The 18,111-nt window shown below is 56.9% G+C and carries 15 protein-coding genes and 2 pseudogenes; 6 read left to right on the top strand and 11 right to left on the bottom strand.

All coding sequences use genetic code 11. From position 1 onward, the window contains the following. Positions 1–177 precede the first annotated feature (177 nt). Positions 178–711, bottom strand: a complete 534-nt coding sequence (locus WLO32_RS10585) for a hypothetical protein (RefSeq protein ID WP_435945157.1) — start codon at positions 709–711, stop codon at positions 178–180. Positions 712–796: 85 nt separating this feature from the next. On the opposite strand from WLO32_RS10585, the gene WLO32_RS10580 reads away from it, so the two are divergent. Next, a complete protein-coding gene (locus WLO32_RS10580; protein WP_435945156.1) occupies positions 797–1,330 on the top strand; it encodes a hypothetical protein in 534 nt (177 codons plus the stop codon). A gap of 94 nt (positions 1,331–1,424) precedes the next feature. Further along, positions 1,425–1,853, top strand: a complete 429-nt coding sequence (locus tag WLO32_RS10575; RefSeq protein ID WP_435945155.1) for a hypothetical protein — start codon at positions 1,425–1,427, stop codon at positions 1,851–1,853. Between the two features lie 104 nt (positions 1,854–1,957). On the opposite strand, the gene WLO32_RS10570 is transcribed toward WLO32_RS10575, so the two are convergent. Beyond that, on the bottom strand, positions 1,958–2,293 hold the full coding sequence (locus tag WLO32_RS10570; RefSeq protein WP_435945154.1) for a PTS sugar transporter subunit IIB: 336 nt from the start codon (positions 2,291–2,293) through the stop codon (positions 1,958–1,960). A 282-nt stretch (positions 2,294–2,575) separates the two neighbouring features. Next, entirely contained in the window at positions 2,576–2,752 is a 177-nt protein-coding gene (locus tag WLO32_RS10565) for a general stress protein (RefSeq protein ID WP_435945153.1), read from the bottom strand. A 606-nt stretch (positions 2,753–3,358) separates the two neighbouring features. On the opposite strand from WLO32_RS10565, the gene WLO32_RS10560 reads away from it, so the two are divergent. Then, positions 3,359–3,574, top strand: coding sequence for a hypothetical protein (locus WLO32_RS10560; protein WP_435945152.1), 216 nt, complete (start codon positions 3,359–3,361; stop codon positions 3,572–3,574). 276 nt (positions 3,575–3,850) lie between these two features. Here WLO32_RS10560 and WLO32_RS10555 read toward each other — a convergent pair whose 3' ends face one another. Continuing rightward, on the bottom strand, positions 3,851–4,228 hold the full coding sequence (locus WLO32_RS10555; protein WP_435945151.1) for a hypothetical protein: 378 nt from the start codon (positions 4,226–4,228) through the stop codon (positions 3,851–3,853). On the opposite strand from WLO32_RS10555, the gene fumD reads away from it, so the two are divergent. Both fumD and dbpA read left to right on the top strand, forming a co-directional pair. After that, the gene (gene fumD / locus WLO32_RS10550) at positions 4,227–4,442 is read left to right on the top strand and encodes a fumarate hydratase FumD (RefSeq protein ID WP_435945150.1); all 216 of its coding nucleotides are present in this window, start codon (positions 4,227–4,229) and stop codon (positions 4,440–4,442) included. The genes WLO32_RS10555 and fumD overlap by 2 nt on opposite strands. A gap of 82 nt (positions 4,443–4,524) precedes the next feature. Further along, positions 4,525–5,899 (top strand): annotated as a pseudogene (gene dbpA / locus WLO32_RS10545) (ATP-dependent RNA helicase DbpA). A gap of 97 nt (positions 5,900–5,996) precedes the next feature. Here the strand turns inward: dbpA and fbpC are convergent. The 7 genes and pseudogenes from fbpC to nifJ form a co-directional block, all read right to left on the bottom strand. Continuing rightward, on the bottom strand, positions 5,997–7,046 hold the full coding sequence (gene fbpC / locus WLO32_RS10540; protein ID WP_435945149.1) for a ferric ABC transporter ATP-binding protein: 1,050 nt from the start codon (positions 7,044–7,046) through the stop codon (positions 5,997–5,999). A 14-nt stretch (positions 7,047–7,060) separates the two neighbouring features. Beyond that, positions 7,061–9,139, bottom strand: coding sequence for an ABC transporter permease (locus tag WLO32_RS10535; RefSeq protein WP_435945148.1), 2,079 nt, complete (start codon positions 9,137–9,139; stop codon positions 7,061–7,063). Between the two features lie 65 nt (positions 9,140–9,204). Further along, on the bottom strand, positions 9,205–10,236 hold the full coding sequence (locus WLO32_RS10530) for an ABC transporter substrate-binding protein (RefSeq protein ID WP_435945147.1): 1,032 nt from the start codon (positions 10,234–10,236) through the stop codon (positions 9,205–9,207). A 9-nt stretch (positions 10,237–10,245) separates the two neighbouring features. Further along, positions 10,246–11,575, bottom strand: a pseudogene (uhpC, locus tag WLO32_RS10525) (MFS transporter family glucose-6-phosphate receptor UhpC). An 87-nt stretch (positions 11,576–11,662) separates the two neighbouring features. Beyond that, the gene (locus tag WLO32_RS10520; protein ID WP_435945146.1) at positions 11,663–13,201 is read right to left on the bottom strand and encodes an MASE1 domain-containing sensor histidine kinase; all 1,539 of its coding nucleotides are present in this window, start codon (positions 13,199–13,201) and stop codon (positions 11,663–11,665) included. Next, on the bottom strand, positions 13,202–13,831 hold the full coding sequence (locus WLO32_RS10515; RefSeq protein ID WP_435945145.1) for a response regulator: 630 nt from the start codon (positions 13,829–13,831) through the stop codon (positions 13,202–13,204). A 181-nt stretch (positions 13,832–14,012) separates the two neighbouring features. Then, positions 14,013–17,543 carry a pyruvate:ferredoxin (flavodoxin) oxidoreductase gene (gene nifJ / locus WLO32_RS10510; RefSeq protein WP_435945144.1) on the bottom strand — a complete coding sequence of 1,177 codons (3,531 nt, stop codon included), beginning with the start codon at positions 17,541–17,543 and terminating at the stop codon, positions 14,013–14,015. 282 nt (positions 17,544–17,825) lie between these two features. Here nifJ and WLO32_RS10505 point away from each other — a divergent pair, with 282 nt between their 5' ends. Further along, positions 17,826–18,110, top strand: a complete 285-nt coding sequence (locus WLO32_RS10505) for a putative hemolysin (protein WP_435945143.1) — start codon at positions 17,826–17,828, stop codon at positions 18,108–18,110. Position 18,111 lies beyond the last annotated feature (1 nt).

Raw genomic sequence — 18,111 nt, 5'->3', positions numbered from 1 at the left:
AACCACTTACGGCGAGTGGCTGGCGCGGCAGCCCACAGCATTCCAGAAGGAGGTGTTCGGCCCCAGCGCGCTACAGGTTATTTTCAAAAGGTTGTTTGACACTTGACCGCTTCGTTGACGGAGAGTCTGGAGAGCAGTACAGCCTTAAGAAATTGAAAGAACTCGAACTACAGGCCTTTAGCTAGTTTCGTTGCATAATTCTCTTTCTTTTTTTAATTCTTCTAAATCAAGGCGATATTGCTTTAACCATGCTTCGCTAAAATGATTGAATGAATTAGCTTTGATCGTCGCATCTTCATTAGAAATATTTCCTTCTTCGCTTATTTTCCTGACGCTTTCAGACAATTTAATTGTTATGTCTGAAAGGGCTGTGCTTGTGTAAGCGCTGGTCTGTAAGCCGTTCACGACTATGGAATCCATATTTTTTGTGAAGTCCTCATTTTTATATAGATGAGGGTGAGCCACTAAATTACGAAAAGCACCAAGACTACCTAAGAAGATGGCGGCGTTAGACCTGAGGTTCTGCTCTTGTGATGCAATAGATTGAATACACAAAGAGCGAATCTGGATTGCAGCAGCTTTGTCAGCAGATTCTGCAGCCTGATTACTTGTTATATAAGCAGCTAATGTGCCACCACTTATTGCAGCTAAGGCACCTGTTAATGCACCAAAGAAAGTAGCCCATCCGTTATTTGTTTGACCAGAAGACATGCTTTTAATCCTTATGCGTTAATTTTCTTCATAAATTTACATCTATCTAGCTGGCCGGGCCAGCCCACATCCATCAGGAGAATGTATGCCACTTAAGTATCAGCTTACCGCTGAGGAATACGCTCAGCTCGATGAGGCTAAACAGGCGCTGTACGCGCTGCAGGGCGATGTTTATATCTGCCAGATCGAGGGGTTACCTCAGCAGGAAGATGTATCAGGCCTGAAGCGCCAGCGCGACGGACTGCTGGCCGAGAAGAAGGCGGAGCAGGAACGCCGCCGTCAGGCCGAGCTCGAGCGTCAGCGTCAGGGTCGCGCTGACCTGCAGCGCAGCATTGAGCAGCGCGATATCAACCTCGCAGCCACGCGCATTGCAACGGCCATCGCTGACGGCGACAACGCCGATATCCTGAAAGACTTTATCGCCCGGCGCCTGAAGGTGGCAGAAGGGCAGGTACGCGTAACGGACGATTCAGGGAATCTCACCGTTAGCAGTATCGCCGATCTTCAGAAAGAGTTTGAAAACGCTTCGCGTTACGCATCCCTCGTGTGCGGTAGTCAGGCCGGCGGCGGGCCGCGCCGAAAAGTGGTGACCGGGTTACCAAAACATGGGAGCAACTAACCGGCATGGAGCGCGTTGAGCTTCGCCGAAATAACCCCGCCGAGCATGCCCGCCTCAAAGCGGCGCATGAGGCATCTAAATAAGGATTTAAGCAATGCCAACCATTCTTTCTGACGTCGTATTCCGCGACGAGCTGCGCGACTATATGCAGGTGAATACCGCCGAGCGTACCGCGTTCTTTGAGTCGGTCATCCTGACTAACAACAGCGACATGTCCACACTGCTGGCTTCACCGTCCAACACCTTTACGATCCCGTGGTGGGTTGATCTGGATGCGTCTATCGAGCCGAACTACTCGAACGACGTGTATACCGACATCGCTGTGCCGCTGTCCGTCACCTCCGCCAGCATGCAGGCGCGCGCCGCGTACCTGAACGAAGGTTGGAACGCGATGAACCTGGTGAAGAACATCGCCAATCAGGATCCGCTGGAGTTCGTGGCCGGTCGCCTGACCAGCTACTGGCAGCGCCAGGCACAACGCCGAGCCATCGCCATCACCATCGGATCTATAACGACAACTTAGCTAGCAAGGGAAGCTATAAACGCGTGCGTCAGGCTATGACTCGTTAAATATCGTTGGCATGCATGAAAAAAGGCCACCGGATGTGGCCTTTTTACGTTTACGCATTAGTCTGTTTTGCTTTTCATCTCGCTCAGCAGCTCAGGCATCTGCTTGAGTGCGGTCTGTAAAACCTTTTCTCCATCTAACGAGGCGAAGGGGTAGCTTTCGATAATAGCGATGGGACGCGCCTCGCCAATCTCCTGTTTAAGTTCATCCAGCTTGTACTGAACGTGCGGCGCGACCAGAAAGCAGTCAAATGCCGGCGCGACGCTTGCGAAGTTATCTAACCCTACCGCGCTTATGAGCATCTGATAACCATGTTCATTGGCGGCTTTTTGCATCTTTTTTGCCAGCGCGTTAGCGGTATTGCCGAACAGACAACATATGAGTAGTTTTTTCATGGACCTGTCCTCGTGAAAACTGCTCATACACTATTCCTGCTGCCTGCCGGAAAATGAGGGCTGGCTCAATATTTATGAGTTAATCAGACGAATATTTAGCCTTTTTATCGGCTGGGGCGGTTTATCAACCGGCGTATTTTGCTGGCCGATTAAAGGAAGGGGAACTGATAATTATTAAACTGAATATCGATAACCATAGAACAAATAATATAAAGCCTCTCCCGCAGAATAATGACAGGAAAGGCTATTAAACTAATCTTGACTCTTTAAACGGCGGGCTTGCTATGACTTGCGTCCGCCGCCATGGCTGTTTTCACCGCCTTTTTTGCCAGCCTCTGAGGCGCGTTCGGGATCGTTTTTAAAGTTCCCGCCGCCGTGCTGACCGCCTTTTTTACCAGCGTCAGAAGCTTTTTCACGGTCTTCTGAGAAATTACCTGAACCACCACGATGTTCGGCCATATAAACCTCTTCGTTAAGTTGTAAATTTCACATTAAGCAGCTTTAAATAATGAAAAATTGCTGCCGCGTCATTAAATATAGCGCCTGCGCCGGGGTCTGCAAGTTTATTTATCTTGCGTCGCGCTTTGCGCCGGTTGCGATATGTTGCAAATGTGAATTAAATTGTTTACTTGTAACAGGATGATTTTTTACCCGCGGTTTCTCTTAACCCTTTTTTTGATTTTATTTTGTTGAAGATGAAAGGGTTATTGCTTTTTAATATTTTGCCGCTTCGTTAAGGATAAATAAACGCAGCGGCTGTTTTTCTTTGTGAAAATATTTTTTTGGCGACAAGGATTAATTATTTGATATTTTTGTGCGTTTTTAATGAGTAGTGAATTTAAGGGCGCTTAACCCATTGACAGGGCAAGGAGCTTTAGCTTTTATCCCGGTACAGGCGTGCGGCCAGCAAAAAATCCGTTACGTTTAAGCCAGCCATCCTGTTACCGATAGCCTCCGGCTCTGGTGAACCTGCGGTTAGTTATCGCAGCAATAGAGATAACCATCCTGTGTGAGGCTATCCGGTAGGTCTATTATCTGTGTGGGCTTTTTTCGGGAGCGCCAGGCATGGACATGGACAAATACAAGAATTTTTCGGCCTATTTGAAACTGCTTGTAAAAGACGAGCGTGAACTGTTTGTTATTGATAAAAAAGTTATTTTGACGGCCTCAGCCGTTATTGACGAGCTGCTGCTCAAGGCTTTTACAGCAAAAAGCGCATCCCCTGTGGATAAACTCGCTAACGAGCCGCCGGGGGCGGAGCATCTCACTCTTCCACCATAAACGAGTTTTGAGGGGCTACCTGGCGGGTAGCCCTTTTGCTTTCGCTCAGCTGTAAAAAAGGCAATGCCCGCTTTTGCGTCAGAAACCGTTGCGGATCTGACTATGTCGGATGATCGTCTGCTGTTTCTTTTTGCCAGGCATGCAATTCCTTTCCCCCAGACGTCGGTTGAAAATCTATAGCCCAGATTATTGGTCAGCGCGCCGTTGAGAGTGCGCACGCAGATGCCAGCAAACCCAATGATACGTTCGGGCTCGTCCCGCAAAGCAACCGGCCGGTTACCCTGGCCCGCTTCCCGCCGTTCGCCTAAGCTCATAGCCTTGTGCCATGGCGCGCTTAAAAAATTGTGCTAGTTTTTCTAGGGGCATTAAAAAGAGAGCAGGTGAATGAGCCAGGATGAAGAACGTGCGCAGCTGATAGGCTGCGCCATTGGGGCCGCGGTGGTCAGCCTGATAGCCGAAGGAACCATAATCAATCGCGACAACCTCATTGATGAGCTGCGCCGGCAGGGAAAAATAATCGGCGATGGGCTGGGAAGCATAATAAGTCACGAAGCGGCGAAGATTGTGATGCGGGGGCAATAAAAGAGGGCCCGGCTGAAATCCCCGCCGGCATGATGCTATCCTGTCAGGCGAATTTAAAAATGGAGCGAGCATGGGAAACCAGACCAAAGATGAAGAGCTGTACCAGGAAATGTGCCGCGTGGTAGGCAAGGTGGTGCTGGAGATGCGCGATCTGGGCCAGGAACCCAAACATATTGTTATCGCTGGCGTATTGCGCACCTCGCTGGCGAATCAAAAAATCAAACGCTCCGAATTAACAACCCAGGCAATGAGTAGCGTAATAAACGCCTTATCCGGCGATAAATGAGGGGATAAATGACCCTGCCAGCCGAAGCTGCTAGAATGCGCGCCAGTCGCTGACCGACAGCCCATTTATCGAGAGTATAATTGTGACCTCTTTTTCTACCTTAAACATTCTGCCTGCGGAACAACTCGCTAACCTTAACGAACTGGGCTATCACGCCATGACCCCCGTTCAGGCTGCCGCATTGCCCGCCATCCTCGCAGGAAAAGATGTCCGGGCTCAGGCTAAAACCGGCAGCGGCAAAACCGCCGCCTTCGGTCTTGGGCCTGCTGCAGCACATTGATGCCAGCCGGTTTATCACTCAGTCTCTGGTGCTCTGCCCGACGCGCGAACTCGCCGATCAGGTTGCCAAAGAGCTGCGCCGCCTTGCGCGCTATATGCCAAATATTAAAGTGCTGACGCTGTGCGGCGGGCAGCCGTTTGGCGTGCAGCGAGATTCGCTGACGCATGCGCCGCACGTCATTGTCGCAACCCCGGGCCGTCTGCTCGATCATCTGAAAAAAGAGACGGTAAAGCTGGACGCGCTGCAAACGCTGGTGCTCGATGAGGCCGACCGCATGCTGGATATGGGCTTTGCCGAAGCCATCGATGAAGTTATCAGCCACGCGCCCGCTAAACGCCAGACGCTGCTTTTTTCCGCCACCTGGCCGACCGCCATCGCCGCCATCAGCAAACGCGTGCAGCAGGATCCTCTGTCTATCGAAATCGATTCTGTAGACGAACTCCCGTCCGTGGAACAGCAGTTCTATGAGGTTTCCCGCGGCGGCAAAATCGGCCTGCTGCAAAAATTACTCAGCAAGCATCAGCCTGCTTCCTGCGTGGTGTTCTGCAACACCAAAAAAGATTGCCAGGCCGTGTGCGACGCGCTGAGCGAAAGCAATCAGAGCGTGCTGGCGCTGCACGGCGATATGGAACAGCGCGACCGCGACCAGACGCTGGTGCGCTTTGCCAACGGCAGCAGCCGCGTACTGGTGGCGACCGACGTCGCCGCGCGCGGCCTGGACATTAAAGCGCTGGAGATGGTGATCAACTACGAGCTGTCCTGGGATCCGGAAGTGCACGTTCACCGTATCGGGCGTACCGCCCGCGCCGGCGAAAGCGGTCTGGCCATCAGCTTCTGCGCGCCGGAAGAGGCGCAGCGCGCAAGCGTGCTGGCGGAGATGCTAAACCTTTCTCTGAACTGGCAGCAGGCGCCAACGGGCATCAGCATCAAGCCGCTGGAAGCGGAAATGGCGACCCTGTGCATCGACGGCGGCAAAAAAGCCAAGATGCGCCCGGGCGATATTCTAGGCGCGCTGACCGGCGATATGGGACTGGACGGGACGGATATCGGCAAAATCGACGTGCATCCGATTCACGTCTACGTTGCCGTTCGCCAGTCCGTTGCCCGCCACGCCTGGAAGCAGCTGCAGCAGGGCAAAATTAAAGGCAAATCCGTTAAGGTGCGTTTGTTGAAGTAACCTGCGGTAAAGGTCGGGCGGCGCTTCGCTTACCCGACTTACAAAACGGTAGGGTGGATGAGCGTAAGCGCCATCCACCTGTTTCAGGCAGAAAATCCTAAGCCGCATCCGCCAGCACAAACATCCCGTACGGGTGAATCTCCAGATAGTAATTATCCCCCACATCAGGCTGCAGACGCATAGCGTTCACCTGCAGCAGCAGCGCCTGGCCGTGCCACTCCACCGTTACCTCATACTGCGGCCCCATATAGGCGACGTGACGAACCACGCAGCGCTGGCTTTCCTCGCCGTGTTCGCTAAGCGTGATGGCCTCCGGGCGTACGCCGACGGTGCCTTCAGCAAGCGGGCTCTCCAGCTGCGGTGGCCGCGGCAGGCGATAGCCGTGTATCTCGACATAATCGCCGCCAAAGCGCGCCGGGAAGACGTTGGCGTCGCCCATAAAGCTCGCCATAAAGCGTGAGGCCGGCTGGCGATACAGCGTCTGCGGGCTGCCGATCTGCATAATCTCGCCCTTATTCATGACCAGCACGGTATCCGACACGGCGAACGCCTCGCTCTGATCGTGGGTAACGTACAGGGAGGTGATGTTGAACTGCTTTTGCAACTCGCGAATTTTATCGCGCATGCTGCGCCTGAGGTTGGCGTCGAGGTTGCTGAGCGGCTCATCGAACAGCAGCACTTTCGGTTTGAGAATTAACGCGCGGGCCAGCGCTACGCGCTGCTGCTGGCCGCCGGAAATCTGGTCCACGAAGCGGTCTTCGAAGCCGTCCAGATCGACCATCGCCAGCGCCTCTTTCACGCGGCTTTTAATCTCCGCCCGCGACGTGCCCAGCATTTTCAGGCCGTAGCCGACGTTATCGCCAAGCGACATATGCGGAAACAGGGCGTAGGACTGGAACACCATGCAGATGTCGCGCTGCTGAATAGAGCGATGGGTGACGTCTTCGCCGTCGATGAAAATCTGCCCTTCGGTCGGCTTTTCCAGCCCGGCCACCAGGCGCAGGATCGTGGTCTTTCCGCAGCCGGAAGGGCCGAGCAGGGTGACCATTTCGCCTTTGGGAATAGCGAGGTTAATGCCGCCAAGGACGGTATTATTGCCAAACCGTTTCGTGACGCCGCGCAGTTCTACAAAATGAGGTTGTGTCATGGTTTACTCCGTAATCACGCGTTGGTTTTGGCTTTAGAGCGTGAAATCCGCGCTTCGCCAATCAGCCAGTCAAAAATGAAGATAATCGTCAGCATGACGACGATCAGAATCGATCCGTAAGCGATCGCCACGCCGTATTCGCCATCCTCAACGCGGTTAAGGATGTAAGCCGTCGCTACTCGGGTGTCGGGCGTCACCAGGAAAACAATGGCGCTGACGGTGGTAATGGCGCGCACAAAGCTGTAGATCAGCGCTGACAGAATGGCCGGGCGCAGCAGCGGCAGCAGGATATTGATAATGGTGCGCATGGAGCCTGCGCGCAGGCTTAAGGACGCCTCGTCCAGGGACTTGTCAATCTGTCCCAGCCCGGCAATCCCGGCGCGGATCCCCACCGGCACGTTACGCATCACCATCGACATAATCACGATGGCGGCGGTGCCCGTCAGGTAAACCGGGGCGCTGTTAAAGGCGAGGATATAAGACACGCCCGCCACGGTGCCCGGAACCGCGAAGCACAGCATGGTGGTGAACTCAATGGTCTTCTTGCCGCGGAACTGCTGGCGCACCACGACCCAGGCAATCAGCAGGCCGAAGCAGGCGGTGATGGGGGCGGCGATCCCGGCGTAGAGCAGGGTATCGAGCAGCGAAGGCCAGGCGCCGTCGCTCATGCCCTGGCCGAACAGCTTGATAAAGTTATCCAGCGTCAGGGTGTAGTCCACGCCCCAGTTCACCGTAAAGCTGCCGTAGAAAATGCTGCCGTAAAGCAGGGCGTTAAACGCCACCCAGACCGCCAGCAGAGCGATAACCGCCCACACCAGCGTCACCGGCAGCGGCTGCACGTCGCCACGGTTGGATTTGCCGGACACCGTTACGTAGGAGCGCTTGCCAATCCACATGTACTGAATGCAGAACACCATCAGCGAGAACAGCAGCAGGAAGGCGCCGAGCGTGCTGGCGGCCTGATAATCAAGCTGCGAGCCGGTGATGTAGAAGTAGATTTGCGTGGCGAGCACGTCGAAGTTGCCGCCCAGCACCAGCGGGTTGCTGAAGTCCGCCAGCGACTGCACGATGACTATCAGGAAGGCGTTGGCCAGCGCCGGTTTTAACAGCGGCAGAAACACGTTTTTAAAGGTCTTCCAGCGCGTGGCGCGCAGGGTATAAGAAGCTTCTTCAAGCGACGGATGAATGGTTTTTATCGCCCCGTCGAGGATCATAAACGCCATTGGCGTAAAGGCCAGTACCTGAGCCAGCCAGATGCCGGTAAAGCCGTACAGCCAGTTGGTGTTGCTCAGGCCGAACCACTCCACCATCAGCTCGGTGATATAGCCGGAGCGGCCCATCATCAGCGTCACCCCGAGCCCGACCACGAACGGCGGCGTAACTATCGGCAAAATGGAGAAGATGCGGCCGATAACGGCGCTGCGTTTAGCGATGCGCGTGGTGTAAATCGCCAGCACCATGCCGAAGAAGGTGCAGCCAATCCCCACGGCGATCGACAGGCCGATGGAGTTAATAATCACCTGCACGATATGCGCCTGGCCGAGTACCGCCATAAACGCCAGCGGCGCGAAATCTCCGGCGTCGTTGGTGAACATCGGAATAAAGATAGCGATGCTCGGCCAGACGATAAACACGCTAATCAGGGCGACAATGGTGACCAGCGAGCCTATCACAAAGCGGTCGCCGCCCAGCCACTCCAGGCGCGTCAGCGCAAGGGTAATAACCATGCCCAGCGCGATAAACAGCACGATGGTGGCATAGCCCATGCCGCGTTCGGCGATCGTTGCGCTCACCACCACGAAAGCCATACAGAACAAGGCCCAGCCGGCATCGAAATAGTGGCGCTGTTTTTTCTCAGGTCCCGCTTCGTTAAACGGGCGCAGCAACAGCAGCGAAGGCAGGATGTACCACAGCAGGCTGACGTTGACCCCGGACCAGCCGTAGGCCGCGAGTATCTCATCAAAGGTGGATTCAGCAAGGCCATAGTCCAGGCTCCAGCTCGGCAGCAGGGCAAAAGCCAGCCAGCACAGCGCCACCCACCAGATAATAGCGTCCCGCTTTTGCGGGGTGCGCAAAAGTAAAGTTTCTGACATAAGTGCCTCATCGGCCAAAAGAAAGGAGAGGAGCAGGTGACGTGACGTTGTCACCTGCCGGCGGGTTAGTTACCCATCTTCACGTCGTTGACCCACTTGCTTATCAGCGCCTTACGCATGTCGGTCGCGCCGTACTTATCCATGTCGTAATTGATAAGCTTCAGGCCGTCGAGCTTCAGGGAAAGCGGCGAGGTTTCCGCGGTGGTGTTGGTCAGAATCTGATAGGACTTGCCTTTTTTCCAGGAAAGCTCCTGCGCTTCTTTCGACAGCACCCAGTCCACGAACAGCTTCGCGTTGTCCGTATTGCGCGCGCCTTTCAGAATGCTCACGCCGCCGATTTCATAGCCGGTGCCTTCGCAGGGGGAAATCAGCTCCAGCGGGGCGCCGTTTTCTTTTTCCAGCGAGTAATCGTGCAGGAAGCCAATGCCGATGGCCGTTTCGCCGCGCGCGGCGTTACGCGCCGGAGCAATGCCGGACTTGGTGTACTGGGAGATATTGCCGTTGAGTTTTTTCAGATAATCAAACGCCTGATCCTCGCCCCACAGCTGGGCAAAAGTCGCCAGCGCGGTATAAGCCGTGCCGGAACTTTGCGGATCGGCAATCTGGATTTCGCCTTTGTAGATCGGGTTAGTCAGATCCTTCCAGCATTTTGGCACCGGCAGGTTTTTCTCTTGCAGGCGCTGGGTATTGACGCCAAAGCCAAGAATGCCGACGTAGACCGCCGAAGAGTAGTTCCCTTTGCGCTTAGCCGGGTCGCGGAACTGCGGCATGATGTGTTCCAGGTTGGCCGATTTATAGGGCATCAGCAGGTCCATTTCACCCGCCTGCGACTGCGGATCCAGCGTGCCGCCGTACCACACGTCGGCCTGCGGGTTTTTCTTCTCGGCATCCACCTTCGCCAGCGTGCTGCCGGAGCCGTTACGGATAAACGACGTTTTTACATCGTACTTTTCGCCAAAGGCTTTGGTTTCCGTTTCGCACATTTCGTTGGTGGCGCTGCAGTAGACCACCAGACGGCCTTTGGCCTGGGCTGCGCCGGAAAGGGTGGCCAGCGCCACGCCCGCGGCGACCAGAGAAGAGAGCACGGTCAGTTTCATATTATTATCCTAAGTATCCTGAGGTAAGGTGATGGCCGAGTCCATGGCCCCAATACTCCTGTCCTGCGCGCTGATGCCGGCCATTAGCAGCGGCATCAGCAAAAAACCAATCAGCGCGGCGGCGATGGTTAACAGTACAAACATCCCCGACCAGCCGTAACGCTCAATCACCTGCGACAGCGGCCAGCCCGCAAGCGCCGCGCCCAGATAGGCAAACAGCCCTAAAAACCCGGTGACGCTGCCCGCCGCCTGCTTGTGGCTGCACTCCACCGCCGCGAGGCCAATTAGCATCTGCGGGCCAAACACGAAGAAGCCGATGGCGAAAAAACACATCGCCAGCAGCGCGTAATGGTGCACCGGCGAAAGCCAGAGGGCGGCGACGGAAATAAACAGCCCCAGGGCGAACAGCAAAATCATCGGCGCGCGCTGGCCGCGAAACAGCAAATCCGACCCCCAGCCGGCAAACAGCGCACCGAACAATCCGCCCACTTCGAACAGCATCACCGTGGCGTTGGCGCTGAGCAGATTCACGCCGTGGCTTTCCGCAAGCCAGATGTTGCCCCAGTCGTTCAGCGCGATACGAATCAGATAAACCAGCACGTAGCTTGCGCCGAGCAGCCAAATCATCGGGTTTTGCAGCACCGTGCTGCGAAACATCTGCCACAGCGGCATCGCGGGGCTTAGCTGCGTCTGGCGTATCTCCAGCGGATCATGCCGCCAGACGCCCACCGGCGGCAGTCCTGCCTCTTCCGGCGTGCCCGTCAGGCGGCGGCACAGCCAGATACCGGTCACTATGCCGATAACGCCCGGCACCAGCAGCGCCGCCTGCCAGCCAAACCACAGCGCCATCAGGGCGGAAATCAGCGGGACCGCCGCGCCGCCGAGGTTGATGGAGGTATTCCAGCATCCCCACCAGAAGCCGCGTTCGTTGCGCGAATACCAGTGCGTGAGCAACCTTGCGCAGGGCGGCCAGCCCCAGCCCTGGAAAAAGCCGTTCAGCGTCCAGATAATCAGCAGCACCGGCAGGTTGCTGCCGAAGGCAAACAGGATATTCAGCACGCCGGTGGCCAGCAGGGCCCACGCCCATAAACCAGCGCTCTCCGCGCCTGTCGTGCCAGAGTCCCGCGGCGAATTTCGACAGGCCGTACGCCAGATAAAACAGCGTGCCCAGCAGGCCGATATCGCTCTTGCTTAATCCAAGGTCGACCTGCATCGCCGGCAGAACAAAGCTCACGCTTTTTCGCGTCAGGTAAAAAGCGGCGTAGCCCACGACCATTGAAAACAGCAAACGCGGACGCCAGTAACGATAATCACGGCCAATGGTTTGCTCAGAAATCATGGGATTCCTCCGGGTTAAGACGACTATAGAAAACGGCGGCGCTCAGGGGATGAGACAAGGTTTTAGCCAGCTAAGACTTTTTCCTGGTTATCCCTGATTTTGTTGAAAAAGTGTGGACAGGTTAACAATTACGCGCGTTCCGGACCGGCCCTCAAGCGCGAAATCTCCCCCCAGGGCGCGAATGCGTTCCTCCATGCCCTGTAAACCAAAGCCGGTACGCATATCGCTGCTAAAGCCTACGCCGTCGTCTTTCACCTCAAGCCGCACGCCCTGCGGCTGCCGGGTAAGGGAAATATCGATCTGGCTTGCATCGGCGTGCTTGCAGATATTATTCAGCAGCTCCTGCAGCAGGCGATAAAGCGTGAACACCACGGTATCGCTGGCCGGCTGACCGGGGAGATCGTAAGTAAAGCGGCAGACGATGCCGCGCTCGGCAAAAGCAAATTCCTGCATCAGATGATACAGGGCTTTTTCAAGGGACATTTCGTCAAGCACGGGAGGGCGAAGCTGGCGCAGCAGCTGGCGAGTGGAATGATGGATGCGCTGGGCAAGCTGGTTGATTTGTTCGGCCGCCGCTGCCGCCCCATCGCCGCTGGTGCGTTTTACCAGCATGGACTGGATTTGGATGGCGGTAATATTCTGGCCAATCTCGTCGTGCAACTCACGGGCGAGATCTTTGCGCGTATCCTCTTCGGCGTGAACCAGCTGCTCCATCAGTTCGCGCCGGGCCTGCAGCTCGATTTCCAGCCGCTGGCGGTAGCGATGAAGGTTGTTCGCCAGATGCTGCTGGCGGCTGATGGCAATGCCCAGGCCAATCCCCAGCAGGGCCTGGGTCGACAAAAACAGCTCCATTTCCATCAGCCCGTTAAAACCGCTGCCGATCTGGCGTGCAATGGTAATCATCATGCTGCCGAGCAGCGCCGCCAGCACGCCGCCCTGCCAGCCGAATTTATACGCCATCACCACGTTAGGCAGGAACACCACAATCAGCAGCAGCCGCTCGATTTCCGGCGACAGCACTATCTGCGCGCCCACGCCGATAATAAAAAACAGGCTGCACCAGATAAGCAGCGAAGCACGCAGCGGAGGGTTGGGCGTTTCCTGCGCCAGCAGGCTTTCCAGATGCTGCTGGCGCAGGTATTCATAAATCAGATACACAAACGGCGTCAGCAGGATCCCGCCGGTAAAGGCGGCCAGCAAGATTTGCGAAGCGGAGCTGGCCAGAAAAGGCGCCAGCATCAGCGTGTGCAGCAGCGCATCGCCGGTAATGGCCGCCATCAGCAGCGAAAGACGCTGCCAGTAAAGCGTGAAGCGGTGCCAGTAAGCCTGCACCAGCAGCGCCGGAGCCGCGCTAAGCAAGGGTGAAAGCAGCATGACCGGTTCGGTCATCAGCTGCTGCTGCCACAGCCAGCAAAGCATGCCGATAACCGGGACAAAAAGAGCGGGCCAGTAGCGGCGCGTGAGCAGGATAAGCAGGGCAAGATGCACGCCCTGAGGCAAAAGCAGGGTGGCCTGCTGGCCGTTGCCGGTGAGATAAAAACTGACCGTCCACAGCGCCAGCCAGCCCAGCCCCCAGGCGAAAACGATAAACAGCGATAACAGCAGATGACGCCGCGAACGCCGCATTTAGCGCCCACTCAGCAGCTGATGGTCGAGAGCGAAATGCACCAGCTCGACGGTGCTTTCACACTGCAGCTTGCCGAGGATATTGGCCCGGTGCACGTGTACCGTTTTGTGGCTCAGGGCGAGCAGATCGGCGATATGCTTGACGCTTTCTCCCTTCACCAGAAGATTGAAGATTTCCCGCTCGCGGGGCGTTAAGCCCGCCAGAACTTTCGCCGGTTCCCCGGCGTGACGCAGCGCTCGCAGCGCGTCGGCGCATAAGTAGTGGCCGCCCATGCCAACGGTGCGCACGGCCTGTACCAGCTCTTCGGGGCCGCAGCGCTTGGTAAGATAGCCGCTGGCGCCGGCGTCCAGCGCGCTTTGCACAAACGCGGTGGTGTCGTAAATGCTCAGAATAATGGCGCGAAAGCCCGGGCGCTGCTGGCGCAGGCGCTTAAGCAGGCTGAGGCCGTTTTCGTCGGGCATAGCTACGTCAAGCACGGCGACGTCCGGAGGATTTTTGGTAAGTGCAGCCCAGGCCTCGGCGGCTGAACCGTATTGTCCGACAACCTGAATATCCGTTTCCAGGCTCAAAAGCTGGGCGAAACCGGAACGCACCACAACGTGGTCATCAACTAAAGCAACGGCAATCATCGTTTTGCTCGATTAGGGAAGGCAACAGGACATGATGAGGATGAATATATTCTTCGCAATGGCGTTGTTGGGAATATGTTACGGGGGTAGCAAAAAAAACGGCGCGTCGCGGGCTCAGCATCGCTATGTCCGGCAAAAGAAGCGCCAAAAGAAAACCCCGCCGGGCGGCGGGGTCTGAGGGTTACTCGCTACCGGCCTTTTCGGCTTTACCGGCCATCTGCGCCAGGAAGTCGTAGCGCTTTTGCAGGTCTTCGGCGGCGTCTTTCCAGAGCTGCTCTGCAACCTCCGGCTGCTGGGCGTTTAGGCGACGGAAGCGCTGCTCTTTCATCAGCGTATCCGCCAGCGCGTCTGACGGCGGACGGGAGTCCAGCGCCAGCGGCAGCTTGCCTTCATCCGCACGGCGCGGGTCGAAGCGGTACAGCGGCCAGAAGCCGGTCGCGGTGAGCTGGCGCATCTGATCGTGGCTGAGCGCCAGATCGTAACCGTGCTCTTCGCAAGGGCTGTAGGCGATAATCAGCGACGGCCCCGGATAGGCCTCCGCTTCCTGAATCGCTTTCACCGTCTGGTTTAGCTGCGCGCCAAGGGAAATCTGCGCCACATAAACATGCCCGTACATCATCATGCTGACGCCGAGATCTTTACGCGCCTTGCGCTTGCCGTGCTCGCCAAACTTGGTGACCGCGCCGAGCGGGGTAGCCTTCGACGCCTGTCCGCCGGTGTTGGAATAACACTGCGTATCCAGCACCAGAATATTGACGTTCTCGGTAAGGCTCAGCACGTGATCCAAGCCGCCGAAGCCGATGTCGTAGGCCCAGCCGTCGCCGCCAATCAACCAGATGGATTTCTCTACCAGCGCGTCGGCGTCGGTGAGTAGCTGACGGGCATCGGCTTCATCCACCCCAGCCAGATGCTTACGCAGCGCGACGACCTGCTCGCGGCGTACTTCCGGCGTGGCTTCCGCGTGCAGCTGCTCGTTGAGTTCGGCCGGTAGCCGGTCGGCGAATTTCTCCAGCAGGCGCATTACGCGCACGCGATGCTGATCCACCGTCAGGCGGAAGCCGAGGCCAAACTCGGCGTTATCTTCAAACAGCGAGTTGGCCCAAGCCGGGCCGCGCCCGTTGGCGTCGGTGGTGTACGGCGTGGAAGGGAGGTTGCCGCCGTAGATGGATGAGCATCCCGTAGCGTTGGCGATTAACAGACGGTCGCCATACAGCTGGGTCAGCAGTTTGATATACGGCGTTTCGCCGCAGCCGGAACAGGCGCCGGAGTATTCAAACAGCGGCGTCAGCAGCTGAGAGGTGCGGATATCGATGCGCTCCAGGCTGGTGCGATCCATGTCCGGCATGCTGAGGAAGAAATCGTAGTTCTCTTTTTCCTCCTCCACGTGCTCAAGGCGCGACATCATATTGATGGCCTTGATCTCCGGGTTCTGGCGATCTTTCGCCGGGCAGACCTCAACGCACAGGTTACAGCCGGTACAGTCTTCCGGCGCCACCTGCAGCACGTATTTCTGACCGCGCATATCGCGGGATTTCACATCCAGCGACTGCAGGGCGGCGGGCGCATCCGCCATCGCTTCCGGCTGCACGACCTTGGCGCGTATCGCCGAGTGCGGACAGGCCGCGACGCAGTGGTTGCACTGGGTGCAGATCTCCGGCTTCCAGATGGGGATCTCTTCGGCGATATTGCGTTTTTCCCACCGCGTGGTGCCCATCGGCCAGGTGCCGTCCGGCGGCAGCGCGGAAACCGGCAGCGCATCGCCAAGACCGGCAAGCATGGCGGCGGTCACGGTTTTGACGAAGTCCGGCGCGGCGTCGGAAACCACCGGCGGGCGCAGCGGGCTGCTGTCGAAGACCGGCTGCAGCGCAACCTCGGCCAGCAGTTCGCGGGACAGCGCCAGCGCCTGCCAGTTACGTTCGACCAGCTCCTGGCCTTTGCTGCTGTAGCTTCTGGCGATCGCGCCCTGCAGTTCAGCCAGCGCGCTGTCGCCCGGCAGAATATTGGTGAGATGGAAGAACGCCATCTGCATCACGGTGTTAATACGTGCGCCAAGCTGGCATTCGCGGGCGATTTTCGCCGCGTTGACCACAAAGAAGCGCGCTTTTTTCTGGTTAAGAACCGCCTGAACCTCCTGCGGCAGACGGTGCCAGACTTCGTCCGCGCCGTAAGGCGTGTTGAGCAGGAAAATGCCGCCCGGCTTCAGGCGTTCGGCCATCTGATACTTGTCGATAAACTGGAGCTGGTGGCAGCCGACGAAATCGGCGCGGTCGATAAGGTAGGTGGCGTTAATCGGATGCTCGCTGACGCGCAGGTGCGAAACCGTCAGGCCGCCGGCCTTTTTCGAGTCATAAACGAAATAGCCCTGGGTAAAGAACGGCGTGGCGTTGCCTATTATCTTGATGTTGTTTTTGGTCGCCGAGACGCTGCCGTCGCTGCCAAGCCCGTAGAACAAGGCTTCGAGCTTCGCGCGGGAAGGCAGAGTGTTTTCCGGCAGCGGCAGTGACAGGTTGGTGACGTCATCGTAGATGCCCACGGTGAAACGCGGGCGCGGCTTCGCTTCTTTTAGCTCGTTAAAGACCGCCAGCACGCAGTCCGGGCCAAACTCTTTCGAAGACAGCCCATAGCGCCCGCCGATCACGCGCGGCAGCGTTTCGCGGTCGCCGCGGTTGAAGGCCTCGGCAAGCGAGGTCATCACGTCCAGGTACAGCGGCTCGGCCAGCGCGCCCGGCTCTTTGGTTCTGTCCAGCACGGCAATCTGGCGCGCGCTTTCCGGTAACGCTTCCAGCAGATGATCCGCTGAGAAAGGGCGGAACAGGCGAACTTTCAGCACGCCGACCTTTTCGCCGCGGGTCAGCAGCTCGTCAACCACCTCTTCGCAGGTGCCGATGGCGGAACCCATCAGGATAATCACGCGCTCGGCCTGCGGATGACCATAATATTCAAACGGGCGGTAACGGCGGCCGGTTACGTTAGCGAAGTTTTCCATCGCCTGTTCAACATGCTCATAAACCGCGTTGTACCACGGATTTGTTGCTTCCCTTGACTGGAAATAGGTATCCGGATTGGCGGAGGTGCCGCGAATAACGGGATGCTCAGGGTTGAGCGCACGCGCACGATGTTCATCGATCTCTTTTTGCGGCAGCAGTTCAAGAATGGTGCTGTCCGCCAGCGGGACGATCTTATTGATTTCATGCGAGGTGCGGAATCCGTCGAAGAAATGAATAAACGGCACGCGGCTTTTGAGCGTGGCGATATGCGAAATCAGCGCGAAGTCTTGTGCTTCCTGAACGCTGCTGGCGCAAAGCATGGCGCAGCCGGTCTGCCGAATGGCCATCACGTCCGAGTGGTCGCCAAAAATGGACAGGGCGTGCGTAGCCACGGTGCGGGCCGCCACGTGCAGCACAAAGGGCGTGAGCTGTCCCGCCAGCTTGTAAAGCGTGGGGATCATCAGCAGCAGGCCCTGCGATGAGGTAAAGGAGGTGGAAAGGGCGCCGGTTTGCAGCGCGCCGTGCACGGTGGCGATCGCCCCGGCTTCGGACTGCATCTCTACGACGCGGGGCGTATCCCCCCAGACGTTCTTGCGTCCGTCGCCGGACCAGGCGTCGGCCTGCTCCGCCATGGTTGAGCTGGGAGTAATCGGGTAGATGGCAATAACTTCGCTGGCGCGAAACGCCACGGAAGCAACCGCACCATTACCGTCAATAACGATCATAAAGACACCCTTACATTGCGCAAAATGAAAGACTCACATCACAGCGGTGAGCCGAAGAATTATGTTTTAAGTTTAGCAAACCCCGGAATGGGCGATTTTCGCTTTTGTGTGCTGGGGAAGGGATGCGTAAAGGCAGCCGGCTGGGAATTATCTGAAGATTTATTCCAAAAAGTGATCCCGCTTGCAAAAACAAACACTTTTTCTTGCCTGTTCCCCTCGACGTAGCGCGGACCGGGCGCTTATGATTCCTCGGGTTTGCAACGTTCAGAGGGGAGAAGAGTAATGCGCGCTGCGTTTTTGGCAGGCTTTGCCGCCTTGTTGTTATCGACAACGCTGTTATCGGCATGCAGTAGTAATGAACCACCTCAACAGGCCACCGCCGCTCACGTTCCGCCGGGCATGCGTGCTGCTATGTCAAATCAGGGGCAGGCGAGTTGTGCAATGATTGGGGGCACGCTGAGCGTGGCTCGTCAGCTTGACGGTTCGGCGATCGGCATGTGCGCCATGCCCAACGGCAAACGCTGTAGTGAAAACGCGCTTGCCGCCGGAACCTGCGGATCTTTCTAGA

Source organism: Dryocola mayonis, from assembly GCF_051307045.1.
Taxonomy (GTDB): Bacteria; Pseudomonadota; Gammaproteobacteria; order Enterobacterales; family Enterobacteriaceae; genus Dryocola.
Note: the sequence above shows the minus strand (reverse complement) of the source record. Positions and strands in the feature narration are given on the sequence as shown.